General features: G+C 42.2%; 23 protein-coding genes. 12 read left to right on the top strand and 11 right to left on the bottom strand.

Annotation, left to right across the window (positions count from 1 at the left end; genetic code table 11):
* Positions 1-3: 3 nt before the first annotated feature.
* From V7O66_RS07840 to V7O66_RS07805, 8 genes are all read left to right on the top strand, one after another.
* The gene (locus V7O66_RS07840; protein ID WP_406659753.1) at positions 4-261 is read left to right on the top strand and encodes a V-type ATP synthase subunit K; all 258 of its coding nucleotides are present in this window, start codon (positions 4-6) and stop codon (positions 259-261) included.
* Positions 262-310: 49 nt separating this feature from the next.
* Entirely contained in the window at positions 311-862 is a 552-nt protein-coding gene (locus tag V7O66_RS07835) for a V-type ATP synthase subunit E (RefSeq protein WP_406659752.1), read from the top strand.
* A gap of 7 nt (positions 863-869) precedes the next feature.
* Positions 870-1,943: a V-type ATP synthase subunit C gene (locus tag V7O66_RS07830; protein ID WP_406659751.1), complete on the top strand. Its 1,074-nt coding sequence runs from the start codon at positions 870-872 to the stop codon at positions 1,941-1,943.
* Positions 1,943-2,242, top strand: coding sequence for a V-type ATP synthase subunit F (locus tag V7O66_RS07825; RefSeq protein WP_406659750.1), 300 nt, complete (start codon positions 1,943-1,945; stop codon positions 2,240-2,242). Before V7O66_RS07830 ends, V7O66_RS07825 begins: the two co-directional genes overlap by 1 nt.
* Positions 2,233-3,969 carry an ATP synthase subunit A gene (locus tag V7O66_RS07820; protein ID WP_406659749.1) on the top strand — a complete coding sequence of 579 codons (1,737 nt, stop codon included), beginning with the start codon at positions 2,233-2,235 and terminating at the stop codon, positions 3,967-3,969. The genes V7O66_RS07825 and V7O66_RS07820 overlap by 10 nt, the downstream gene beginning before the upstream one ends.
* A 1-nt stretch (position 3,970) precedes the next feature.
* Complete coding sequence (locus tag V7O66_RS07815) at positions 3,971-5,350, top strand: ATP synthase subunit B (protein WP_406659748.1); 1,380 nt, start codon at positions 3,971-3,973, stop codon at positions 5,348-5,350.
* An 18-nt stretch (positions 5,351-5,368) separates the two neighbouring features.
* Positions 5,369-5,986 (top strand): V-type ATP synthase subunit D, encoded by a 618-nt coding sequence (locus V7O66_RS07810; protein ID WP_406659747.1) that lies wholly within the window; start codon positions 5,369-5,371, stop codon positions 5,984-5,986.
* Positions 5,987-6,606: 620 nt separating this feature from the next.
* A complete protein-coding gene (locus V7O66_RS07805; protein WP_406659746.1) occupies positions 6,607-8,340 on the top strand; it encodes a hypothetical protein in 1,734 nt (577 codons plus the stop codon).
* 141 nt (positions 8,341-8,481) lie between these two features.
* Here the strand turns inward: V7O66_RS07805 and bcp are convergent, their stop codons facing one another.
* Together bcp and gltS are read right to left on the bottom strand one after the other, a co-directional pair.
* The gene (gene bcp, locus V7O66_RS07800; RefSeq protein WP_406659745.1) at positions 8,482-8,955 is read right to left on the bottom strand and encodes a thioredoxin-dependent thiol peroxidase; all 474 of its coding nucleotides are present in this window, start codon (positions 8,953-8,955) and stop codon (positions 8,482-8,484) included.
* A 170-nt stretch (positions 8,956-9,125) separates the two neighbouring features.
* A complete protein-coding gene (gene gltS / locus V7O66_RS07795) occupies positions 9,126-10,319 on the bottom strand; it encodes a sodium/glutamate symporter (protein WP_406659744.1) in 1,194 nt (397 codons plus the stop codon).
* 169 nt (positions 10,320-10,488) lie between these two features.
* On the opposite strand from gltS, the gene V7O66_RS07790 reads away from it, so the two are divergent.
* Positions 10,489-11,277, top strand: coding sequence for a DUF1638 domain-containing protein (locus V7O66_RS07790; RefSeq protein WP_406659743.1), 789 nt, complete (start codon positions 10,489-10,491; stop codon positions 11,275-11,277).
* A gap of 50 nt (positions 11,278-11,327) precedes the next feature.
* On the opposite strand, the gene V7O66_RS07785 is transcribed toward V7O66_RS07790, so the two are convergent.
* The 9 genes from V7O66_RS07785 to V7O66_RS07745 all read right to left on the bottom strand — a co-directional run bounded on the left by V7O66_RS07785 (position 11,328) and on the right by V7O66_RS07745 (position 20,743).
* The gene (locus V7O66_RS07785; RefSeq protein ID WP_406659742.1) at positions 11,328-11,804 is read right to left on the bottom strand and encodes a heme-binding protein; all 477 of its coding nucleotides are present in this window, start codon (positions 11,802-11,804) and stop codon (positions 11,328-11,330) included.
* Between the two features lie 117 nt (positions 11,805-11,921).
* Positions 11,922-13,925 (bottom strand): cation:proton antiporter, encoded by a 2,004-nt coding sequence (locus tag V7O66_RS07780; RefSeq protein ID WP_406659741.1) that lies wholly within the window; start codon positions 13,923-13,925, stop codon positions 11,922-11,924.
* 226 nt (positions 13,926-14,151) lie between these two features.
* A complete protein-coding gene (locus V7O66_RS07775) occupies positions 14,152-15,291 on the bottom strand; it encodes an ammonia-forming cytochrome c nitrite reductase subunit c552 (RefSeq protein ID WP_406659740.1) in 1,140 nt (379 codons plus the stop codon).
* Positions 15,292-15,422: 131 nt separating this feature from the next.
* Positions 15,423-17,495 carry a PAS domain S-box protein gene (locus V7O66_RS07770; protein ID WP_406659739.1) on the bottom strand — a complete coding sequence of 691 codons (2,073 nt, stop codon included), beginning with the start codon at positions 17,493-17,495 and terminating at the stop codon, positions 15,423-15,425.
* Positions 17,496-17,651: 156 nt separating this feature from the next.
* Complete coding sequence (locus V7O66_RS07765) at positions 17,652-17,921, bottom strand: elongation factor 1-beta (protein WP_406659738.1); 270 nt, start codon at positions 17,919-17,921, stop codon at positions 17,652-17,654.
* Between the two features lie 10 nt (positions 17,922-17,931).
* Positions 17,932-18,099, bottom strand: a complete 168-nt coding sequence (locus tag V7O66_RS07760; protein WP_406659737.1) for an HVO_2753 family zinc finger protein — start codon at positions 18,097-18,099, stop codon at positions 17,932-17,934.
* A gap of 89 nt (positions 18,100-18,188) precedes the next feature.
* A complete protein-coding gene (locus V7O66_RS07755; RefSeq protein ID WP_406659736.1) occupies positions 18,189-18,815 on the bottom strand; it encodes an amino acid kinase in 627 nt (208 codons plus the stop codon).
* A 24-nt stretch (positions 18,816-18,839) separates the two neighbouring features.
* A complete protein-coding gene (locus V7O66_RS07750; RefSeq protein WP_406659735.1) occupies positions 18,840-19,826 on the bottom strand; it encodes a hydantoinase/oxoprolinase family protein in 987 nt (328 codons plus the stop codon).
* Positions 19,823-20,743 carry an ATP-grasp domain-containing protein gene (locus V7O66_RS07745; RefSeq protein ID WP_406659734.1) on the bottom strand — a complete coding sequence of 307 codons (921 nt, stop codon included), beginning with the start codon at positions 20,741-20,743 and terminating at the stop codon, positions 19,823-19,825. Before V7O66_RS07745 ends, V7O66_RS07750 begins: the two co-directional genes overlap by 4 nt.
* Positions 20,744-20,858: 115 nt before the next feature.
* Between V7O66_RS07745 and V7O66_RS07740 the strand changes: the two genes are divergently transcribed.
* The 3 genes from V7O66_RS07740 (at position 20,859) to dnaK (ending at position 23,868) form a co-directional block, all read left to right on the top strand.
* A complete protein-coding gene (locus tag V7O66_RS07740) occupies positions 20,859-21,272 on the top strand; it encodes a heat-shock protein (RefSeq protein WP_406659733.1) in 414 nt (137 codons plus the stop codon).
* Positions 21,273-21,421: 149 nt separating this feature from the next.
* Positions 21,422-21,934, top strand: a complete 513-nt coding sequence (grpE, locus tag V7O66_RS07735) for a nucleotide exchange factor GrpE (protein ID WP_406659732.1) — start codon at positions 21,422-21,424, stop codon at positions 21,932-21,934.
* 80 nt (positions 21,935-22,014) lie between these two features.
* Positions 22,015-23,868, top strand: a complete 1,854-nt coding sequence (dnaK, locus tag V7O66_RS07730; protein WP_406659731.1) for a molecular chaperone DnaK — start codon at positions 22,015-22,017, stop codon at positions 23,866-23,868.
* Positions 23,869-23,897 lie beyond the last annotated feature (29 nt).

The following is a 23,897-nucleotide window of genomic DNA, read 5'->3' as shown; positions in this document are numbered from 1 at the left end:
AAAATGTCAGTAGAAGCAGTAGCAGCAGAAACAGCAGCAAACGTAGTGGTTGATAACTCAGCAGGATTAAAAGCAATCGGTGCAGCACTCGCAGTATCCGTAACAGGTATTGCATCAGCATTCGCAGAAAAAGAGATCGGATGTGCAGCAATCGGTGCAATGACAGAGAACGAAAACCTTTTCGGTAAGGGTTTGATCCTGACTGTAATTCCAGAAACAATCGTTATCTTTGGTCTTGTAGTCGCACTTTTGATCAGCTAAATTAATTTAAGAGCTTTTTTGCTCTTAAATTTATTAGAGGTGTGTGAGCATGGGACTTGAAACTGTTTTAAAGGATATCGTAGACGCAGCACAAGATGAGGTGTCCAAACTTAATTCCGAAGCAGATGCAGAGGTTTCTGCAATCCTGGATGATGCTAGGCAAAATGCTAAGAGGATTATGGGCGAACGTCTTGCAAAAGTAGAAGATGATATCAAAAACATTAGGCAGCAAGAAATATCCAGTGCAAATCTTGAAGTGAAGCGCACATTGCTCAATGCACGCAAGGAAATCCTCGATAAGGTATATGTCCAAGCTGTAGAGGCTATCTCTGCACTCTCTCCTGAAAAGAACGAAGAACTTCTTAAGGCACTCATTGATAAATATGAGGCTGAAGGTTCCAAGATCTATTCCAACAAGGAATCAGAAGAGATTGTCAGTAAATTATCATCACTTGAATATGGTGGTAATATCGAATCTATCGGTGGTGTCATCATTGAAAATGAAGATGCTACAGTCAGATTGGACTATACATATGATGTTATCCTAAAGCGCGTGAACGAGCAGTTATTGAAACAGACATCTGACATCTTTTTCGGGTGATTTCTAAATGCAGCTGTTGCAGAAATTAAAGCGTGATTTTTCAGGGTCACGGAAAAAAGGAAGTTCAAACTACGCGTATACTGCTACACGTGTTCGTGCGATGAAGACTCATCTTTTTCCAAAGGAGACTTATCCACGGCTCATGAACATGGACATCAACGAGATGACCCGGTTCATTGAAGAGTCCAAGTACAAGGACGCTATTGATGAAATGGCCAGGAGTTTCGAAGGCGTAGATCTTATTGAACATGCTTTGAACAGGAATCTCGCTGTATCTTTTACAAAATTGATCAATATTTCCGAAGGTGAGTTAAATGTTCTTATCACCGAGCATCTTAAGGAATATGATATCTGGAATATCAAGACTATCCTTAGAGGGAAGTATTGCAATGCATCCGCAGAAGAGATAATAGAGGCAATTGTTGCAGCAGGTAGTCTGCATTATGTGTTCCTCTCAGGACTCGCTGCAAAAGATACATATGAGGAAGTTGTCTCTGAACTTGAAGACAGTGAGTACTATCCAATACTTAGTCAATATAATGGAGAAAATCTCTCTGATATTGAGAATCAGCTTGATAAGAAATATTATGCTGATATGTTCAATGTAATTGGATATTCAAAGTCTAAAGATCGTAAGTTGTTCGCGAATTTCATAAGAATCGGAATTGACACTAAGAACCTTATGACTCTTTTCCGTTTGAAGAAGTCTGGAATGACTGATCCTGAATTGATGGATCTCATGATCGATGGTGGGCTCAGGATGGATCTCTCTGATATTGAGAGAATGCTGGCTCTTTCATTTGAGGAATTTATTGCAGAACTTGAAAAATATCCATATTGGGATGATATTGCTGATGTAGTAAGTCCGGAAATGGATTCATTGATCGGTGTGGAATCCAGATTGAAAAAACACAGACTTGAATCTGCAACAAGCTCTTCACATTTTTATCCGCTCTCAATAGTACCAATTATGGACTACATGCTAAGCAAAAAGAATGAGGTTAACAACCTGCGGATAATTATACGTGGCAAAGCCGCCAACCTCGGAGATGACTTAATCAGAGAACAGTTGGTGATTTGATGGAATTAGCAGTAGTCGGATCAAGTCAGTTTGTAACGGGATTTAGACTGGCAGGGATCAAAAAAATATTTGAAGTTAATGATGGCGAACTTGAAACCGCTGTAAAAACTATACTTGGAGACCGGGATATCGGTATTCTGGTTATGCACGGTGATGATTTGAGTAAGCTACCGGAAATGTTGCGTGACAGTATCAACGACTCTGTTGAGCCAACTGTTGTGACTCTCGGTGGTAGCGGTGAAAGTTCGAATCTAAGGGAAAAAATAAAGCAATCGGTAGGTGTTGATCTGTGGAAATGAAAGGTGAAATTTATCGAGTGGCTGGACCTGTTGTTACAATTATGGGCATTAAACCAAAGATGTACGATGTGGTTCATGTCGGTCATGAAGGTTTAATGGGTGAAGTCATCAGAATTAAGGGTGACAAGGCCACTGTTCAGGTATATGAAGATACATCTGGTGTCAAACCGGGTGAACCTGTTGTGAACACTGGAATGTCTCTTTCAGTGGAACTCGGTCCAGGTTTATTAGAAAGTATTTATGATGGTATCCAGAGACCTCTTAAGGTTCTCCAGGAACAAATGGGTGACTTCATTCAGAGAGGAGTTACAGCTGATGGACTTGACCGTGAAAGAGTATGGGAGTTCAAGGCAGTAGCTTCCAGCGGTGATGTAGTAGAAGGCGGAGATGTAATCGGTGTTGTTCAGGAAACTATGAATGTTGAGCACAAGATCATGGTGCCACCAACAGTTTCAGGAACGATCAAGGACATCAAATCTGGTAATTTCAAAGTTGATGATACAGTATGTACTCTTGAAGATGGTACTGAATTATCCATGGTCCAGAAATGGCCTGTAAGATTGCCTCGTCCTGTTACTAAGAAACTCATGCCAACAAAACCTTTGATCACAGGTCAGAGGATTCTTGATGGTCTCTTCCCAGTTGCAAAAGGCGGTACAGCAGCTATTCCAGGTCCATTCGGATCAGGAAAGACTGTTACCCAGCAGCAGCTTGCAAAGTGGAGTGACACTGATATTGTAGTTTATATCGGATGCGGCGAACGTGGAAACGAGATGGCTGATGTACTGAACGAGTTCCCGGAACTCCAGGACCCAAAGACAGGTCGTCCACTTATGGAACGTACAGTTCTTATCGCAAACACATCCAACATGCCTGTAGCTGCTCGTGAAGCATCAGTTTACACAGGTATCACAATTGCGGAATATTATCGTGACATGGGATACGATGTATCACTCATGGCTGACTCAACATCAAGATGGGCAGAAGCAATGAGGGAAATCTCATCAAGGCTTGAAGAAATGCCTGGTGAGGAAGGTTATCCGGCATACCTCTCTGCAAGACTTTCCGAGTTCTATGAGAGAGCAGGATGTGTACATGCATTATCTGGTGAAGAAGGTTCGATCACAGTTATTGGGGCAGTATCTCCGCCTGGTGGTGACTTCTCAGAGCCTGTTACACAGAACACACTCCGTATCGTTAAGGTATTCTGGGCACTGGATGCAAAACTTGCACAAAGAAGACATTTCCCATCCATTAACTGGTTGACAAGTTACAGTCTGTATACAGAGGGACTTTCCGATTGGTTTGGTGAGAATGTATCACCTGAATGGGTGTCACTCAGAAACAATGCAATGGACATGCTCCAGCAGGAATCCGAACTTCAGGAGATCGTTCAGCTCGTAGGTTCAGATGCACTCCCCGAGGATCAGCAGCTTATTCTTGAGATCTGCCGCATGCTCAGGGAATACTTCTTGCAGCAGAATGCATTCCACCCAGTCGACACATATTGCTCATTCGACAAGCAGTACAAATTGTTAAAGGCAATATCCACTTACGGCGAAAAGGCAATAGCAGCACTCGAATCTGGAAATCCAATGTCAGAAATACTGGCTATTGAATCCAAGGACGACCTTGCAAAGGTAAAGTTCGAAGAGGACTTTGAGAGTGCACTGAACGAAGTTCTCGCAAAGATGGATAAAGAGTTTGCACAGCTTGGAGGTAACTAAAATGACCAAGGAATATAAGACAATCACGGAAATATCAGGACCATTGATATTCCTTGAAAAAACCGAACCTGTAGGTTATGGTGAACTAGTTCATATTAACTTGCCAGACGGTACAACAAAAAGAGGTCAGGTTCTTGACAGTTCCGCTGATGTTGTTGCAGTTCAGGTATTCGAAGGAACTGGTGGACTCAATGAAGAAGCCGGTGTAGTTTTCAGCGGTGAGACCATCAAACTTCCTGTATCAAAGGACATGCTGGGACGTATCCTTTCCGGTTCAGGCGAACCACTGGATGGCGGTCCACGTATTGTTCCAGAGGATAGGGTTGATGTGAATGGTTCCTCAATGAATCCATACTCCAGGATGCCACCAGAGGATTTTATCCAGACAGGTATCTCAACTATTGATGGAACAAACACTCTTGTACGTGGCCAGAAACTCCCTATTTTCTCAGGAGCAGGTCTGCCTCACAACGAGATTGCACTTCAGATCGCACGTCAGGCAAAGGTTCCAGGTTCAGATGAACCATTCGCAGTAGTTTTCGCTGCAATGGGTATCACAAACGAAGAAGCTCAGTACTTCATGCAGGACTTTGAAAAGACCGGAGCTCTTGAAAGAGCAGTGGTTTTCCTCAACCTTGCAGATGACCCTGCTGTAGAACGTATCGTTACACCAAGGATGGCATTGACCGCTGCAGAGTATCTCGCATACGAGCACGACATGCATGTACTTGTTATTCTAACTGATATCACCAACTACTGTGAAGCACTCCGTCAGATGGGTGCAGCTCGTGAAGAGGTTCCAGGAAGACGTGGTTATCCAGGTTACATGTACACTGACCTTGCATCACTCTATGAGCGTGCAGGTGTTATCAAGGGATTGAAGGGTTCAGTAACACAATTCTCAATTCTTACCATGCCTGGTGACGATATCACTCACCCGATCCCTGACCTGTCCGGATATATCACAGAAGGCCAGATCGTAGTTTCAAGGGAACTTCACAGAAAGGGTATCTATCCACCTATCAATGTACTTCCATCACTTTCCCGTCTGATGAATTCAGGTATCGGTGAAGGAAAGACCAGGGATGACCACAAGGCAGTATCTGACCAGATGTATGCTGGTTATGCAGAAGGTCGTGACCTTAGGGGTCTTGTTGCTATTGTAGGTAAGGAAGCATTGTCTGAAAGGGATCAGAGGATCCTTGAGTTCGCAGATCTCTTTGAGGACAGGTTTGTCCGTCAGGGTAGGGATGAGAACAGGACAATTGAAGATACTCTGGGCGTTTCATGGGAAATCCTTTCCGAGCTCCCAGAATCTTTGCTTACCAGGGTTGACAACAAATACATAGAAAAGTACCACCCTGCTCACAAGAGCAACTAAGTGGCCAGGTGAACCAACATGGGCGTAAAAGATGTAAAACCAACTCGTTCCGAGCTTATCGAGCTTAAGAAAAAGATCAAACTCTCACAGGGCGGTCACAAGCTGCTTAAAATGAAGAGGGATGGCCTTATCCTTGAGTTCTTTGAGATTCTTGGCAAGGCTAAGGATGTCAGAACAGGGCTGGATGCCGCCTATGAAGGAGCTTCCAAAAAGATAGGTATTGCAAATGCTGTTGACGGTATCATTACCGTCAAATCCACAGCTTTTTCACTCCAGGGTACGCCGGAGATCGAACTGGAAAGCCGTAACATCATGGGTGTTGTCGTTCCAAAGATCGAGTCATCCAGTGTTAAGAAATCCATAGACGAACGTGGATATGGTCTTCTTGGTACCAGTTCATATACTGATGAAGCAGCGGATGCCTATGAGGTTCTAGTTGAGAATATTATCCTTGCAGCAGAGATCGAGACCACGATGAAGAAACTTCTTGATGATATCGAGAAGACAAAAAGACGTGTAAACGCTCTCGAATTCAAGGTAATTCCTGAACTTGAGGAAGCAATGTCCTTCATACAGCTCCGTCTCGAAGAGATGGAAAGGGAAAATACTTTCAGACTAAAAAGGATCAAGGGATAATTCATTTATGCTTGATGATCCGATTGATCGACCCACTTTGGTCGATCGATTCTTTATTTTTATGGTTCGGCCCGAGAATCTGGGTAGGATTTTAAGCTGGGTATGGAGAATTTCTCTATTGATGCTTCTGATGGGATATGTTTTAATTTACATGAAAATATCTCATTTGATAAACATTTGAAGATGTTTATTTTTCTATTTTTATATATCATAGGTTCTATTCTCCATAGCCTAAGCATGGGAACAGAAACATTGATGGAATTTTATATCTTACAGTTATCATTCAAAGAAGTCTTGTTATTCCTTATTTACCCTATCCAAGATTTATTGCCATTGCTAAAATTACAAGAAAGAACAGTATTTTTTAAATATCCTCAAACTGTCTCTTGCTTCTAATTCTCTTACAGCGTAAAATCCAGCACTTAAAAGTATTCTAAAGGGATTATTGTTTTGTTTCTCTCTTGTTACTGAAAACCTGTTACTGCTAATCTGGCTTACTTCTTTTAATTTTTCTGCATCATTTTTAAATTTATATAGTATATTTATATATCACATCATTGATATATAAATAATATATTTCTAATAATATAACTCATGCATAATATTTGAGGCGATTATCGATGAAAAAGAAACCTTGTTTTGAATCAAATAAATATGGAAGAATACTATTAGTATTTTTAGTGCTTCTAGTGTCCGCTATCGTTATTCTACCAAGTGGATGTCTGGACACTGAAGTGAATGTTCAAGAAGATCTCGGTGCCGAATCTCAGATTCAGGATGCTGTTTCCTCTGATAACTTTGAATCAACAGATGTTGATGCAGATACCGGGTCAGCAGTCGATGATACATCTGCCGAGCTAGCAGACGATGTTGAATCAAAAGAAGAACCTGTGACACAGAAGGTAACATCGTATTTTACAAGTGGTAGAAGTGGTTCAAGTTCCTCCTCTTCCAGTTCAGATGCAACAGCACCTACATTTGCAGGCACTTATCCAAAGACAGCAAGTGTAGCAGCAACTCAGTTGAATCTTCTAACCCAGACAAATGAAAATGGTAATGCTTACTTTGTAGTACTGGCAGATGGAGCAGCAGCACCAACAGCAGCACAGATCAAAGCAGGAACCGATGCAGCAGATGGTGCATTAGCAGCTAACCTGAAAGGAACCGTTGCTTTAACAGCTGACACCGAAGCATCAAAGACAATTACCAGTTTAACTGAATCAACTGCATACGACATCTACGTTGTAGCAGAAGACGCTGTACCTAATCTGATGGCTGCTGGAGTAAAGGTGGATGTAACAACCGCAGATGCAACAGCACCTACATTTGCAGGCACTTATCCAAAGACAGCAAGTGTAGCAGCAACTCAGTTGAATCTTCTAACCCAGACAAATGAAAATGGTAATGCTTACTTTGTAGTACTGGCAGATGGAGCAGCAGCACCAACAGCAGCACAGATCAAAGCAGGAACCGATGCAGCAGATGGTGCATTAGCAGCTAACCTGAAAGGAACCGTTGCTTTAACAGCTGACACCGAAGCATCAAAGACAATTACCAGTTTAACTGAATCAACTGCATACGACATCTACGTTGTAGCAGAAGACGCTGTACCTAATCTGATGGCTGCTGGAGTAAAGGTGGATGTAACAACCGCAGATGCAACAGCACCTACATTTGCAGGCACTTATCCAAAGACAGCAAGTGTAGCAGCAACTCAGTTGAATCTTCTAACCCAGACAAATGAAAATGGTAATGCTTACTTTGTAGTACTGGCAGATGGAGCAGCAGCACCAACAGCAGCACAGATCAAAGCAGGAACCGATGCAGCAGATGGTGCATTAGCAGCAAACCTGAAAGGAACCGTTGCTTTAACAGCTGACACCGAAGCATCAAAGACAATTACCAGTTTAACTGAATCAACTGCATACGACATCTACGTTGTAGCAGAAGACGCTGTACCTAATCTGATGGCTGCTGGAGTAAAGGTGGATGTAACAACCGCAGATGCAACAGCACCTACATTTGCAGGCACTTATCCAAAGACAGCAAGTGTAGCAGCAACTCAGTTGAATCTTCTAACCCAGACAAATGAAAATGGTAATGCTTACTTTGTAGTACTGGCAGATGGAGCAGCAGCACCAACAGCAGCACAGATCAAAGCAGGAACCGATGCAGCAGATGGTGCATTAGCAGCAAACCTGAAAGGAACCGTTGCTTTAACAGCTGACACCGAAGCATCAAAGACCATTACCGGATTAACTGGATTAACTGCATACGACATCTATGTTGTAGCAGAAGACGGTGTACCTAATTTGATGGCTTCTGGATCAAAGGTGGATGTAACAACAAGTTAAAACCCCAAACAATCCAAAATAAACTCGCACCCCCCATTCAACCGGGGGTTGCTTTTTCTTTTTTAAATATCAATAACAAAATCCAATAGTGTAACCTATGCAAAAACTCCAGGCATACAAAAAATAGAAAAGAAGAATTATTTAAATCCCTTTTAGAAAATCAAGCACTTTTTGTGCATGCTCTTTTGTTTTGACGTTATCCCATATCTTTACAATATTGCCTTCGGGGTCTATTAAAAAAGTGGATCTGACAGTACCCATATATTCCCTGCCGTAATTCTTCTTCAGTCTCCAGACATCATATTTCTGGTGTACTGTGGTGTCTTCATCTGAGAGAAGGGTAATAGCGAGTTCTTTTTTCTCAATGAATCTGATATGTGATTTGACACTGTCTTTGCTTACTCCAAGAACGACTGCATTCTCAGTTCCAAATTCATCTTTCAGGGCTGTGAAATCCTGTGCTTCTCTTGTGCAGCCTGAGGTGTTATCCTTGGGATAGAAGTAGAGGACGGTCCATTTGTCTTTGAAATCTGTGAGGCATACTTCATCTTCGTTTTGGTCAGGGAGGCAAAACTCGGGGGCTTTTTGTCCTTCAGTAAGTGAATTCTTGCTCATGGTATACCTTATGTATTTTTTCATTTAAATTCTTTATACCAGATGCAGATTAACTTCTAATATCAATTACTAAGAAAAGGATATTTGGTTGCTATTGAGTATCAATCGCAATCAACAGGGCTTTGATGATTGCGAGCTGTTTTGGAAGTCCCTGCTAAAAAGTCATTGATTCATGTCAGAAGATTTAGGAAAAACGTGATAACTCCTGCATTGAAAAAATCAATGAAAAGACTTCCAACCAGTGGTATGATTATAAAAGCTGAAGGTGCAGGCCCGTATTTTTTAGTGATGGCTTCCATGTTTGCCAGTGCATTCGGAGTGGCACCCATGCCAAAGCCGCAATGCCCTCCTGCAAGTACTGCCGCTTCGTAATCCCTGCCCATAATATTGAAAGTAACGAAGTATGCAAATGTAGCCATAAGTAAAGCCTGTGCAATCAGGATGGCAGAAAGTGGTCCTGCAAGTTCTGCAAGCTGCCAGAGTTTCAATTCCATCAGGGCCATTGTCAGGAAAAGTGCCAGTGCAATATCACCAAAAATGCTGATCTCGTTCATCTTCACATCAACGGTCTGCATCAAGTCGGAGATGTTTCTCATGATGGCTCCCGCAAACATGGCACCGATATAAGAGGGGAAAGTCAACCCTGCATTCTGGAGAATAGCAGAGATTATAGTTCCAATTCCCATTGCCAGCAATATCTGTGAGCTGGCAGTCATGAAATTTCTAGGTTCCATAAATGCTTTTTTCGTCTCAGTTTCATCTTTTTGCAGATTATCAACTATTTCCCTATCGCGCAGAAGATCGTGCTTCTGGATAAGTCTTCTGGCAATTGGTCCACCTATCATACTTCCTGTGATGAGTCCGAATGTAGCTGCCGCCATTGCAATGGTGGAGGCGCCAATGGCTCCTGCATCTTCCATGAGTGGGGCAAATGCAAGGGAAGTTCCATGCCCTCCTGTCATGGGCGCTGAGCCTGTGGAGAGGCCAAGAAGCATATTTATATCCAGATATTTCGCCACTGAAAGGCTGACCACATTTTGCAAGGTTACAAGGGTTGCTGCAAGTATCAGGAACATGAATACCTGTGATCCTCCTTTCCTGAGCTTTCCAAGACTTGCGGTGAAACCAATGCTTGTGAAAAAAGCTATCATCATGAAATTGCGAAGGGTGCTATCCAATTCAATTAGCAGTATATCGCCCTGTTTTAAGAACAAGCAGGCTATTGCAAAAACGACTCCTCCTACAACGGGGGTGGGTATGCATAGCCTGTCCAGGATTTTTATCTTCTTCACAAGGAATGATCCTAAATAAAGCATTACAACAGCAAGCGAGATTGTCTGGATCATATCAAGTTCTAATAGCATAGTTTACACCGTTTTTCCGGAAAAGAAGTCTTCTATTTTTGTAAGGTTGAGGACTTAACAGCGGTTAAGGGTGTATTTATACTTTAAGTAATCATTGCACACCAGCGTTAGATTATAATAGACTACAATTCATCTTTTCATTCATTATAGATATGTGAGGTAATGCAGTATGCCAGCAATAAGTTTCATAGCCTGCAAGATATTTGAGGATGAGATCATCCATGTCATAGAGAACGATCCTTCGATCGAAAGATTGATCCTGGTGGAAAACGATGATAGTGGCAGGATGGTTGAAAAGCTTGATTGTGTAGGAATTCCATACGAGTTACTTCCTCTCAAATCAATTCCAAATAACCTTGATCCAGGGGAACCTGGCAAGATCACTCTTATAGTAAGCATACTTGAGCTTGCACTCCATGCCTATCCTGATAATCTCAGGGATGCTGTTTATGGTGTCACAGAAGAGATGTCTGCGTATTCCGACGGTGTACTCCTTTTCTACGGCCTTTGTGGTAATGTGCTTGCAAAAGCTGAAGCGGACCTGCAGCATCTATCTTGTCCGGTTCATATATTGAAGGAGGATAACGGTGAGATAATCGATGACTGTATAGGTGCAGTTCTTGGCGGACGTGATGTCTACCTTGAGAAACTCAAGAGTTGCAGCGGAGTCGGTACATTCTTCATGACGCCCATGTGGGCAGCCAACTGGCGTGAGATGATCTACTCAGCAGGCATGACATCCGACCCCAACAATATAGAGATGTCTAAATTCGTCTTTGAGCAGGTGGGATATAAGACAGTTGCCAAGATCAATACTGGTTTGCATTATGAGAAGGACTTCGATTCCATGGTTGAGGAGTTTGCGAGACTATTCGATTTTGATGTGATCGAGATGGAGGCAAGTCCCGCTCTGTTGCAGAAATGTTACATGGAACTGCGTGAAAAGGTTCTTGCTTGAGATTAAATATGTGGGGGTATTTCCTCCATGAATTGCTTTTACCCTGTAATTTATTTGATTGGCAATTGTACTTCGCTCAATAGCTCATCTTCTGGAACCTCATCCGGGTCGTTTAAGAAAAGTTCTCTTGAAGGTCCGGCAAGTTCCATTCCATTCTTGCCCATGTACTCAAAGAGTTTTGTAAAAGCAATATCCACTTCCTGGTAAGGGCCTTTGTAGATGGCTGAAACTACTTTCACCGCAGGTAATGTTTTCAGATTAATGGATGGGTCGTCAATGCTAATATTTCCTGATACCGGGAAGACTACTTCGATATCCGCATCATCTTCCTTGTATTCCTCATCATGGCAGATAAATATGCACGGTCCTGTCATCTTGATATTGTTACGGGCAGAATTTGAGACTTCAATAAACTGAAATATTTCTCCTATCAGTTTTCCAATGGTTTCATCATATCTGCCAAGTTCACGTTTGCTGATAACGCGCATTTCCGGTATCTCTTTAATTGTGGGTTCACTTACTTGCATACTTAACAACTCCATTTTATCGTTCTGATTGACCATGAGCAGAGTTTTGAACAGATATCCTTCATTGACAATAATTCAGAAAAGATTATTTGCTTGCAAAACAGTCGCTCACTTACATTAATCATGTTCGTCACTGAATAATTCCTTCACTTTATGGATCATCTCAGGTTTGACAAGCATCACGCAGATATCGTTTGGCAATAGTTGGGTCTGACCCTTGGGGTTGGATATAATATCTGTTCTTCTCTTTATGGCAAGAACCGTGATATCATAGTTGTTCCTGAGATTGAGTTCTGCCAATTTCTTTCCGCTAAGCTGGCAATTATTATCAAGTTTTAGTGATACAACTTCAAAACCGGGAAGTTCCTTCTCTATACTGAACTGATTTTCCGTTCTCACATTCGAGGAATTTCGAAGCATACTGTAGCCGTTAGCACGTACTTCCCGTGTGAATTTTTCGATGTGTTCTTCTGATACGAGGTACTTTTTCAGCAGGCGTACAAAGATCTCAACCGATGTCTCGTATTCTTCTGGAATTACCTCATTTGCTCCTATATCATACAAGGCCTTCATTTCTTTGAGGTACCTTGTTCTTGCGATGATGTATATCTGCGGGTTCATGTTTCTTGCAAGCCCTATTATTTTTCTTGTAGCTACATAATCTGATATGCCTACAATTAATATCCTGGCAGATGATACATTCGCAGAATTGAGTACTTCTTCATGGCTTGCATCTCCGTAGTGTATCATTTCACCACGTTTCTTCTCATGGCGCACAGTTTCAGGATTCGTTTCAATTATTATGTATGGTATCCCGGCATTCTTTGCTGCATTTGCCAGTGTCCTTCCATTGAATCCATAGCCAACAATTACGAGATGGTCCTGCAAACGCTCAAACTTCTCATCTCCAGCAACCAGATTTCGGGTGGATATTCCATTGATAAGCATTCTGTTCCTGATCCTCTTGGTTACCTGGTCTGCGAAGTCATTTGATATGATTGTCACAAAGGGTGTTAGTGCCATGGTCATGATAGTGACTGAGAGGAAGGTTTGGTAAAGCCTGTTGTCAAGAAGGGCAAGATCCAGGCCGACTTTTGAGAGTACAAAAGAGAATTCTCCGACTTGGGCCAGTGCCATGCCTGTTAGTATTGTCGTACGCAGTGGATATCCCATTATGAATGTCACAAGTCCTACAGTAATGGATTTTGCAAAAATGATGGCAACAGTAATGACAATGAGTACAAGAAGGTTGTCTGAAAAGAATCTAATATCCAGCAACATTCCTATCGAGACAAAGAAAAGGCTCATGAATATGTCCCTAAAAGGGATCATGTTTCCAATTGCCTGGTGACTGTATTCCGATTCTGAGATTACAAGGCCTGCTATAAAAGCTCCTAACGAAAGTGAGAGTCCAGCACTGGATGTGAGCCAGGCTGTCGCCAGGCAGATGAAAACAATAGTCAGGAGAAAAAGTTCCCGATTACGGGTCTTCACAACCTGGTAAAGAAGTGCAGGTAATATCCATTTTGCACTTGCAACCATGAGTACTATGATGCCCAGACCCTTTGCCAGTAACAGCAGAAACGTATTGAATGTATCTGTGGATGTCCCGGCGAGAATGGGCGTTACAAGTATCATGGGCACGATTATGATATCCTGGAATATGAGTATGGCAAGGGATGTCTTTCCATGTGGGGTATAGATCTCTCCTTTTTCCTGAAGCAGCCTGAGGACGATGGCAGTGCTGCTCAGGGATAGGAGGAATCCCATGAATAATGATGTGCTGGAACTGAATCCAATATAGATGCATCCGTAGTAGACCATTAGGGTCGTAGCTGCAACCTGAAGTGCTCCCCCAAGCAGAACAGATCTTTTGATATCCCATAGGTCCTTGATGGACAATTCTACGCCGATGGTAAAAAGCAGCAGTATTATACCTATCTCTGCAAGTGCATCTACTTCACTGACTCTGCTTATTATGCCCAGTCCATGGGGGCCTGCAAGCATACCTGTTACCAGAAATCCAAGGATGGATGGAATTCTCAGTCTGTTGAATATAAGTAGTATGAATATGGATAGGCCAAAAATTATCCCTATGTCATTAAGAAGCATCATTTCCATGAAGTAATATTTCTAGATGAACATAGATAAAGTAATACTCTTGTGCTTCAAATTCACCCATCTATATTCTTATCTTCTGGATATTTCATTTTTATTTAAATTCATTTTATACTTTTAGAATCAAGCATAATATATGTGGGCTGTTTCAGTATATGTCTAACCAGCTTTGCAGGGCACGAATCAAAATATAATCAGTCACAAAAGTAAACAAGGAATAGTTTTGTGACTATTCCTTTTTAATCAGATAATAGGTTGACAGAAGAATTCCCAGTGTTGTGAGGATTTCAAAACCAGGTGCTTTTTCATCTTTAGCTTCAGACTCTATTACTTCTGTGAATAGCCCTTCGGCTGTATTCAGTTCATTCCTGGCACTTTCTCCGTTGTGTATACCAAGGCTTCCATCATTTCTCACACTGCTTATGTAGAATAGTGCATTGTTGTAATTCCCTTGTTGAACTTCATATTCCACTGTGCCATTTAGGGATTCAAGGGCTCTTGTGGCTTCTGCCTGCAGCTGCTCAAGATTCTCAAGTCTTGCAGAAATGCCTTCCTGTTTGGCTTCGACCAGTGCAGGGAGGGATTCGCCATGGCATTCATAGCAACCGTTCATAGCTTCAGGACTTGAAAGCACTGTAGTGTTTATCTTGAAAGAATGTCCGCTGACAGCATTTCTTTGAATACTCTCATTTTCGGGAAGCTCTGCCATATGGCAGTCAACACAGCCTATATCTCCGGGATGCTTTCCGCTGGAATAAACAGAATCATTGTACATTTCCCATTGGGTGTGCCTTGCGATGGTAGTTTCCCCATCTGGTACTGCACCTTCAGAATTATGGCAATTGGAGCAAAGCAATGTTGCATCTTCCATTCTCAGCAATGTGCTATGCGGCTCATGACAGGCTACGCAGGTGATTCTCCATTCCTCAACATCCTCTGGTTCAGGAAGCTCCTCCTCGGCAAACTCGTAAATTCCCGCTTCTTCGATATTGAATATTCCACCATCAGTGCTTTTGCAGGAAACACAAGATCTTCCCGCTTCCAGTAGGCGTGGTTCAACTCCGATAACTGGTTCGGAATGGCTCGCCATAATGGTAACATCAAAGGTACCTTCGCCATATTCATTCCATTCATCAAAAATGTCTACGTGGCAATTACCACATGAATCTGCGGAAAGATCGACCTCAGGAACAGATTTTGATGGGTCTGCTATATGATCATTGTAGTCGCCATTCACCAATGAATGGCATGTTGCGCATTCGATCTTTTGTGAATGTGCAGATTCATCCCATTTCTGATACATGTCTAAGTGACAGGTCTTGCAGTCCTGTACACTAACTTCAACAGCGCCAGCAGTGCCTATTGTCAATATTAGAAACAAAGCTAATGCTAACCAGATTTTTCCTTTCCACTCCACCATAATTAAAAAATGGTTTCACAATTATATAGTACTTATCTTGCATCAGGGCAAAATTCAATAAAACCTTAAAAATAGAAATATCACTGTTTCTTTGAAGGTATTGAGAATGTAAAAGTACTGCCTTTGCCGAATTCACTTTCAAATGTTATATGTCCTGCATGTAATTCTACAAAGTTTTTTACAAGGGCAAGTCCAAGCCCTGTGCCTGCATATCTTCTGGAATCCGAGGAATCTACCTGGTAGAAGGGGGTGAATAACTTATGCTGTTTTTCCTTTGCGATCCCAATACCATCATCTGCAACGGATACTTCTACTATATCTTCTTTCTGTATTGCAGATATCCTTATATTTCCGCCTTCAGGTGTAAATTTAACCGCATTACTTCCGAGGTTGTAGAGGATATGTTTGAATTTCATCCTGTCTGCATTCAACGTAAGCGTATCGGGTTTAATTTCAAGTTTTAATGCGATAGATTTCTTTTTTGCAAGTGGTGTTATTATGGCCATCACATTCTGCATTATTTCATTGACAATGAAATTCTCATAGTAAAGTTCCATTTTACCGGCTTCGGTCTTTGATATGTCAAGAATATCATTGATGAGCTCAAGCAAATGCTTACCACTTGTAGCTATATGTCCGGCAAACCTTTCCTGTTTGCCGTTAAGTTCACCAAAATCACCATCTATGAGCATATTGGAATAGCCTATTATGGCATTAAGGGGGGTTCTTAACTCATGGCTCATGGTTGCAAGGAATTCACTCTTTGTTCTGCTGGCTGCCTCTGCTGCCAATTTTGCTTCCATGAGATTCATTTCAGTATGCTTAAGATCAGTGATGTCATTGTTAACTACTATGGCACCCAGCATTTCACCATCATCGTCAATTACGGGAGCTGAGTAGTTCTGTATGATCCTGCTCACCCCATCGAATGCATCTATCTCAAGAAGTTCTTTCTCGATAGTAGCTCCATCTACTATTGTATGGGAAAGTGCCCAGTCTTCAGCTTTTAACTCTTTCATCGAGGGAAAGAAACGAGCCTTGAACATTCCATATTCCTCAATACCAACATGTGGTTCAGCACCCCATATTCTCTTTCCTGCAGGGTTTCCGCTGAGGATATTTCCTTTTTCATCTGTCAGCCAAAGTCCTATTGGTAGTGTTTCAAATATTTTACTCAGAAGTTTCTCACGTTTTCTTAGTTCCTGTTCGGCTTTTTTTTGTCCAAGGACTTTCCATACAGAATCCATCAGAAGAGTAAGCTGGAGAACATCTGTTTGTGTGTAATCGGATATCTTGTTGCCTACTCCCACAACTCCGACAATCGTATCCTTCTCAAAAATAGGAATGGTCATAAATTTATCAATTTCGATGTGCCCATTTGGATACCCTTTTTTAAGCTGATTTGGCGCCTGGAAATCATTTATGATAATGTGCTTGCGTTGCCTGATTGGCTCTCCCCATATTCCTATATTATCAAGTTGGTATGTTTCAGGGAAATCTATGAACGAACACTCTTTCATAACTTGGGGGGACCAGGTGTTCAAAATGAATTCTTTTTTTTCCTCGTAATAGTGGTATATATAACCAAAATCACTTTCTGTTAATTCAATTGCTTCATTCAATGCATGATCAAGCATTTCCTGAACTGAATCTGATCGATACTGCAGGACGTTTACAAGGCTTTGAAGTCTTGCTTCATTGAAGCGAGTTTGTTCGTCTTTGATTTTTTGCTTCGTAATATCTTCAACCAGGCAGTTGAAATATGTAACTTTTCCACCAGGGGTATTGGTTGCGATAAGTGAAAGCTTGAGTTTCGCCCAGAAAAAGCTTCCGTCTTTTTTAACGTACCTCTTTTCGACGGTACAATTTCCTGAATTAATGTTCTTTATTTGTTGCAGAATGAGGCTTTCCTTATTGTGGTCTTCAGGGCATGTGATGTCCACATATGTCTTATCTTGTAATTCTTTCAGCGAATAGCCAATTAGTTCAGAGAACTGCTTGTTTGCCCGAAGAATTTTCCCATCCAGTGTTAACTGGTACATACCTATGGCTGATTGATCAAAAGTATCTTTAAAAAGACCTTCACTTTCAGGATAATCATTTATGGTTTCATAGGATTTTATTGAGAACACCTCGTCAGGTGACGGATCCAATTGTGTATTCGCAAAGTTAAGAACAAGTAATTAAGCTAATATTCTCTGAACGTAAATTTACATTCAGTTTATTTATAATTATGTGTTCTGCATAATTATGAAAAATTCAAAATACTTATCTGCAGGCAGAAAAAAATAAAAAAAGAGTAAGGTGGTTTATACAGGTCTTCCAACTTCTGTGACCAGTACGCTTTCGACACCTTCGACTGCAGCAAAAGCTTCTTCAACTTTTTCTGTGCCGCCTTCAATGTCGCCGACAAGAACTACCATAATGATGGCTTTCAGTCCAAAAGCAATTGGTTCTTCCTTGTGAGCACCGTATTCTGCGCCTTCTGGAAGTGATGCGATGAGATTATCCTTGAGTTCTTCAAGGTTTGTGTCTACATCAACAGGCATTATTTTGATTGTTGCTGCTACTTCTCCCATTTAAATCACCTTATGGTCCTACAAAGCCGCATTTAGGGCAGGAGTATGGGTTGCTCTGCTGTCTGCAGCTTATACATCTTCCAAGCTCACTGCCACATGTTGGGCATGGGAAGCGAACATATCCGGTCTCAACCAGCCTTATGCCGCATGCGATACATTGTTCGACTTTGTTTGTCATTTGAATTCTCCTTTAAGTGTGATATTTGATAAAATATAATACTGATTATTCAGCATGTCGTTGATTTCAGTACATACTCGGTATATAATTTAAATATTCCCCTTGATGCAGGTGCCAATTGTATATTTTCCAATAACAGCATCGATAACCCTTTCTGGATACATTCCGTTAACAACCCTGCAGTTCATCCCGTTATCTTTCAAAAAACCGGCAAGTGAACTGTCTATACAGGTGGTTCCCATTCTGGCAAGTTCATCTACGGTCATATTTTCTATAACTTCCCCATCTTCAAGAACTCCATCGACATCTGTCACCTTTATAAAAGTAGCAGCTGTCTTTTTTGCCACCCATGCTCCGATGGTATCTGATGTAATGTTCCATGAGTGTTCCAGTTCATCACTTCCTTTAAGTATCCTGTATGGGAAGAGCACGGAAACCCCGGGGCTGAGGTCTGCTATATTTTCCGTATGATCCACTCCAGTGTTATCTACTATATAGTAGGCGTATTGCTCCATGGAAAGAATTGCCATCCAGTGTGCAGCATCATCGCTTATCTGGTGTTTCTTACTAATGGAACGTATGGCATCAGCAAAGTCCCCTCCGCCTGGCACGATGAGTATGGAATGATTTCCGTGTTCCGTCTCGTTCCCAAAATAGGCTGAAAGAGCATCGATGATGGTGGCTGATTGCTCCATCAGGCTCCCACCAAGCTTCACAACTACTCTGATACTAATTCCTCTTTATTCCTTATTCATCAGGATGTCTGTTTCGCACATTCTGGCAGCTGCATATGCAGGAAATACCTTTGAAATTTCAGTGCCCCATTTTTCAGCAACCGATATACATTCAAACCCAAGCCTTTCTGCAGCAGCACGTATAAGGAATTCTCCAATGCCGGCAGAAACGATCTTGTCAAGTCCGTTTCTTCCTGATACCTGGGATATTGCTTCGCAAAGCAATGTTATCTGCTTTTCCTTTACTTGTTCTGCAATATGGTGTATTTCTTCAGGTGATATCTCGCTAAGGTCAGCACATACGACACGTGCCAGCCTTCTCATAGCATCGGTTTTGCTTTTGCCCGCACCATCTGCGGTTTCACATGTGTAGGTATCTTCATCTATATCGCCCAACAAAAGGTATGCATCTGCAGTGTTGGCAAAAAGTTCCGATGCCACACGGCATTTTCCTTCTATGACGTCCACTTTATCCAGCAGATATGCAAGGTTTGTCCTGAGGGTGCCTGCATATACCAGCTCACTTCGAACAAGTCTTGAAAAATCAGTTATACCTGCTCTGTGTTTTTTGTCTTTGATCGGAATGATGTCGCTTGTAGTACTGCCGACATCAACAAAGATGCAGTCCCCTATCTCTGCACCTATGAGGTTGGCAGAGGCTGCCCAGTTTGCTGCTGCAAGGTCTCGGAGATCATCTGCTTGTTCGTAGAAACAGCCAAGGTTATTTATGTAGCGTATCTCGCAGTCAAATGCAGCATCTACTGATCTCATGATAAAGTCGATACCTGCAATTTTGTCTGTGAAACAATCTGCAAGTTCACCTGTCATGGCCACACTTACTTTATCCGGTTTCAGCCTGTCTGCAATTTCCTCTAGTGTTTCCGGAAGTGTTGTGTCCTTCCAGAGAGGTATGTAATGTAACTCTATGGTCTCGCCATCGGCGGAAGCTATCTTTGTATTGGCTCCGCCAATATCTATTCCGATAATTCTCATATCATATCCTCAATGTCATCTTTTGTAAATGAGCACTCGCCCTCTATGCATATCTTATCAGGCAGTTCTCCTGAAAGATTTTCAAGCAATAGTTGTCCAATTTCGTATCTCATAGTTCTTGCCAGTCCGAAAATGGCAGTTGTTGGCCTAGGATTCACGTCCACTACATATGTCTTGTCGCCGCGAACTATATCAATTCCGGTATAGCCGTTGCATTTGAGTGCTCTGACAGTTTCAATTGCAATATCGAATAATTCTGTCTCATTCTCTGTCCTGTATGGGACTATATTTCCTTTGTAATCAATGCAAGATCCCGGCTTTGTGCCGTCTATTTCGATGAACTGTTTGTTAACGCTTAAAGGGAGCGGATAATTTCCAGCTATTATGCTCATACTAAGGTGTTCACCTTCTATGTATTCCGTGGCAATGAATCCCTCTCTGTGTTCGGCAGTAGATGAGATGATAATATCTTCAGCAGCACATCCATATCTTGGCTTGATAACAAAGCTACCATCCTGACACCCATTAACTATCCGGGGTGCGTTGATGGAATTCGAATGCAGTATTTCTGTGCATTCCAGTTTATCCGCACACATTCTTACGGATTCGGGTGAACAGCCAAGGTTTGCAGTATTTTCTTCGATGATTCTGGACAGTCCTTCAAGCAATTCATCAGGTCCTATTACAAGTCCTGCATCAGAATCGGATGCGGTTCTTTCAAGTACGCTCTCAAAATCATCCATGTTTGAATCGACTGCTGTCCCCTGCTCAAGTATAGATCCTGCGGAAAGGTATGTCACTTCATGTCCGAGTCTGTGAAAGCTGTTGGCAAGTGTCCTGAGCATGGCTTTGCCTTCCAGCAGCAGTGTTCCGTCCAGTCCCGTTCCCACGGCATATTCCGCAAGCAGTATTTTCATGATGTTTGCAAGTGCATTATTTAATATATTATTTGCTATTACTACTCGATCAGTATTTTGGATTATTATAAATTAAAAATAAATATATAGTATCAAGTAAATTAGATGTCAAGGGATGAATATGGAACTAAATGCTGAAAATCCGTTTGTACAGGCACTGGCAGTTTCTACTACACTGGCAATTTTTATGATTGGTGTGGCATTGGGACTTATGCACATGGTGTCTACCGGTTCAACGCCGGTTCCATTTGCTATCATGTTGCTTATCTTTGCTGTTATATTCATTGCAGGCTCTGTTTATTTTGAAGGCCGTGGGGCTGATTATGTCGGATCTCTGGTAGGTGGGGCAATGGCTGCTTTTGCTGCGACCTTTTCAGCAATTGCTTTTTTCACGGGCCTGAAGTATGCTCTTGAAGGTGGCATTCAAACTCTGGGGTGGGAACAGGTGATATCAGCACTTGCAATATGTATGGTATTTAGCATGCTGATTATTCGCATGTTGCAGCATAAACTTCAGTCTTCCTATTGAATTTTATTTTTCATTTGTTCCAATTTTCCTGTTTTTGCTGGCTTGTTTTTGACTGAAACATAATTCGACCGAATATTTTTTATAGAACATCATACAATCATTCGTTCGAATACACATAACTGCGCACTAACGCGGCGGAGATATTGAGAATGGCCAAAGAATCTAAGAAATGTGATGATTTAGAAACCGTTGAAGACGCTCAAGCTGCAGAAAGTCCTGCAGAAGATGAGGCTGCGCAACTTCGCGATAAGCTTCTGCGTTTAACAGCAGAGTTTGATAATTACAGAAAAAGAAGTATTCGTGAAAAAGAAGAATACCGCAAGTTTGCAGTTGAACAGCTTATAGTAGAATTACTGGAAGTGCATGACAATTTTGAGAGGGCACTGGATTCTGCTAAACAGGCCGATGAAACTCAGGCTGTAATAAAAGGCGTTGAAATGGTATTCAAGCAGTTCGCCGCAATTCTGGAAAAGGAAGGTCTGCAGAAGATCGAATGCAAGGGTGCAGAATTTGATCCGCATCTTCATGACGCGATGCTGCATATCGAAAATCCTGATAATGACGATAATACTGTGATGGATGTGTGCAAACCTGGTTATTATCTTCATTCAAAGGTAATCAGGCCTGCAATGGTCACGGTTTCAAAGAAGCCAGAGGAATAATCCTCCGGTTAGTTAGATGTATGTATAAATACATACTAAATTACAACAAATCTACTATTAATTTATAAAGAGGTAATAATATGGGAAAGATCTTGGGAATTGACCTTGGAACTACTAACTCATGTATGGCAGTGATAGAAGGTGGAGAACCTACCATCATCCCTAATGCTGAGGGTGGAAGAACAACTCCTTCAGTTGTTGGTTTTTCTAAGAAGGGCGATAAGCTTGTGGGCCAGGTTGCCAAAAGGCAGATCATCACCAATGCAGAGAATAGTGTCAGCTCAATAAAGAGGCATATTGGTGAAGGCGACTATAAAGTAACTCTCAACGGTAAGGATTACACTCCTCAGGAAGTTTCAGCAATGATCCTTCGTAAACTGAAGGAAGATGCAGAGGCTTACCTTGGTGAGACTATCACTCAGGCTGTAATCACTGTTCCAGCATACTTTAACGACTCTCAGAGACAGGCTACAAAGGATGCAGGTACAATTGCAGGTCTTGAAGTTCTCAGGATCATCAACGAGCCTACGGCAGCTTCTCTTGCATACGGGCTTGACCAGGATGAGGGCGACCACAAGATCATGATCTATGACCTTGGTGGCGGTACCTTTGATGTATCCATTCTGGAACTTGGTGATGGTATATTTGAAGTACTTTCAACAAGTGGCGACACCCATCTTGGTGGAGATGACTTTGACCACAGGGTAGTCGATTTCCTTGCAGAGGAGTTCAAGAAGGCAGAGGGTATCGACCTTTCAAAGGACAAGGCAGCTTTACAGCGCTTGAAGGATGCAGCTGAGAAGGCAAAGATCGAACTTTCAGGTGTCTCGTCCACTAACGTTAACCTTCCTTTCATAACAGCTGATGCGAACGGCCAGCCAAAACACATTGATATTGACCTTACCAGAGCTCAATTCGATAAGATGACAGCAGATTTCATTGACAGGACCATGGTATCTGTTAACGGGGCAATGGACGATGCAAAGCTCAAGGCAGCTGACATCGACAAGATCCTTCTGATCGGAGGTTCTACAAGGATCCCTGCAGTAATGGAAGCTGTTAAAAAGGCAACTGGAAAGACTCCTTATAAGAACATCAATCCTGATGAGGCTGTGGCTGTAGGTGCTGCAGTACAGGCAGGTGTACTTGGCGGTGAGGTCCACGATGTTCTTTTGCTTGATGTTACACCACTGACCCTTGGTATCGAGACACTCGGCGGCGTTGCAACTCCTCTTATCGAGAGGAACACAACCATTCCGACCAAGAAAAGCCAGGTATTCTCAACAGCTGCTGACAGCCAGCCATCTGTGGAGATTCATGTGCTTCAGGGTGAGAGGGGAATTGCATCCGCTAACAAGACTCTCGGAAGGTTCATGCTTGACGGAATTCCTCCAGCACCAAGGGGTATTCCACAGATCGAAGTTACCTTTGACATAGATGCAAACGGTATCCTTCATGTAGCTGCAAAGGACCTTGGAACTGGTAAAGAACAGTCCATATCCATCCAGAAACCTGGCGGACTTTCCGATGAAGAGATTGACCAGATGGTAAAGGATGCGGAACTTCATGCAGAAGAGGATCAGAAACGTAAGGATGAGGTTGATGCCAGGAACACGGCTGAATCCCTTGTCAATGCAGCTGAAAAGACCCTTGAAGAAGCAGGTGATATTGCAAACGATGACCAGAAGGCAAAGATCGAGGCTGCAATTGCTGATCTGAAGACGGTTCTTGAGGGCGAGGACATCGAAGCTATCAAATCAAAGACCGATGCTCTCCAGACTGTAGTCTACGAGATTTCCTCAGCAATGTACCAGAAAGCTCAGGAAGAGGGTGCAGCTGCTGCTGGATCCGAAGCTTCACAAGGCGAATCATCATCTGCTGATGATGAGAACATCGTTGATGCAGACTACGAAGTAGTCGATGAAGAAAAGTGATCTGAATAAAGAAAACTTCAAGTAAGATA

Source organism: Methanolobus sp. ZRKC3, from assembly GCF_045291275.1.
Taxonomy (GTDB): Archaea; Halobacteriota; Methanosarcinia; order Methanosarcinales; family Methanosarcinaceae; genus Methanolobus.
The sequence above is the reverse complement of the archived record's forward strand: the minus strand, read 5'-3'. Positions and strand labels throughout refer to the sequence as shown.

Bases quoted from the DNA above. Each gene is read 5' to 3' on its own strand.
- V7O66_RS07840 (WP_406659753.1), top strand. From the start codon at position 4: ATGTCAGTAGAAGCAGTAGCAGCAGAAACAGCAGCAAACGTAGTGGTT.
- V7O66_RS07835 (WP_406659752.1), top strand. From the start codon at position 311: ATGGGACTTGAAACTGTTTTAAAGGATATCGTAGACGCAGCACAAGAT.
- V7O66_RS07830 (WP_406659751.1), top strand. From the start codon at position 870: ATGCAGCTGTTGCAGAAATTAAAGCGTGATTTTTCAGGGTCACGGAAA.
- V7O66_RS07825 (WP_406659750.1), top strand. From the start codon at position 1,943: ATGGAATTAGCAGTAGTCGGATCAAGTCAGTTTGTAACGGGATTTAGA.
- V7O66_RS07815 (WP_406659748.1), top strand. From the start codon at position 3,971: ATGACCAAGGAATATAAGACAATCACGGAAATATCAGGACCATTGATA.
- V7O66_RS07810 (WP_406659747.1), top strand. From the start codon at position 5,369: ATGGGCGTAAAAGATGTAAAACCAACTCGTTCCGAGCTTATCGAGCTT.
- V7O66_RS07805 (WP_406659746.1), top strand. From the start codon at position 6,607: ATGAAAAAGAAACCTTGTTTTGAATCAAATAAATATGGAAGAATACTA.
- bcp (WP_406659745.1), bottom strand. From the start codon at position 8,955: ATGAGCAAGAATTCACTTACTGAAGGACAAAAAGCCCCCGAGTTTTGC.
- gltS (WP_406659744.1), bottom strand. From the start codon at position 10,319: ATGCTATTAGAACTTGATATGATCCAGACAATCTCGCTTGCTGTTGTA.
- V7O66_RS07790 (WP_406659743.1), top strand. From the start codon at position 10,489: ATGCCAGCAATAAGTTTCATAGCCTGCAAGATATTTGAGGATGAGATC.
- V7O66_RS07785 (WP_406659742.1), bottom strand. From the start codon at position 11,804: ATGCAAGTAAGTGAACCCACAATTAAAGAGATACCGGAAATGCGCGTT.
- V7O66_RS07780 (WP_406659741.1), bottom strand. From the start codon at position 13,925: ATGGAAATGATGCTTCTTAATGACATAGGGATAATTTTTGGCCTATCC.
- V7O66_RS07765 (WP_406659738.1), bottom strand. From the start codon at position 17,921: ATGGGAGAAGTAGCAGCAACAATCAAAATAATGCCTGTTGATGTAGAC.
- V7O66_RS07760 (WP_406659737.1), bottom strand. From the start codon at position 18,099: ATGACAAACAAAGTCGAACAATGTATCGCATGCGGCATAAGGCTGGTT.
- V7O66_RS07750 (WP_406659735.1), bottom strand. From the start codon at position 19,826: ATGAGAATTATCGGAATAGATATTGGCGGAGCCAATACAAAGATAGCT.
- V7O66_RS07745 (WP_406659734.1), bottom strand. From the start codon at position 20,743: ATGAAAATACTGCTTGCGGAATATGCCGTGGGAACGGGACTGGACGGA.
- V7O66_RS07740 (WP_406659733.1), top strand. From the start codon at position 20,859: ATGAATATGGAACTAAATGCTGAAAATCCGTTTGTACAGGCACTGGCA.
- grpE (WP_406659732.1), top strand. From the start codon at position 21,422: ATGGCCAAAGAATCTAAGAAATGTGATGATTTAGAAACCGTTGAAGAC.
- dnaK (WP_406659731.1), top strand. From the start codon at position 22,015: ATGGGAAAGATCTTGGGAATTGACCTTGGAACTACTAACTCATGTATG.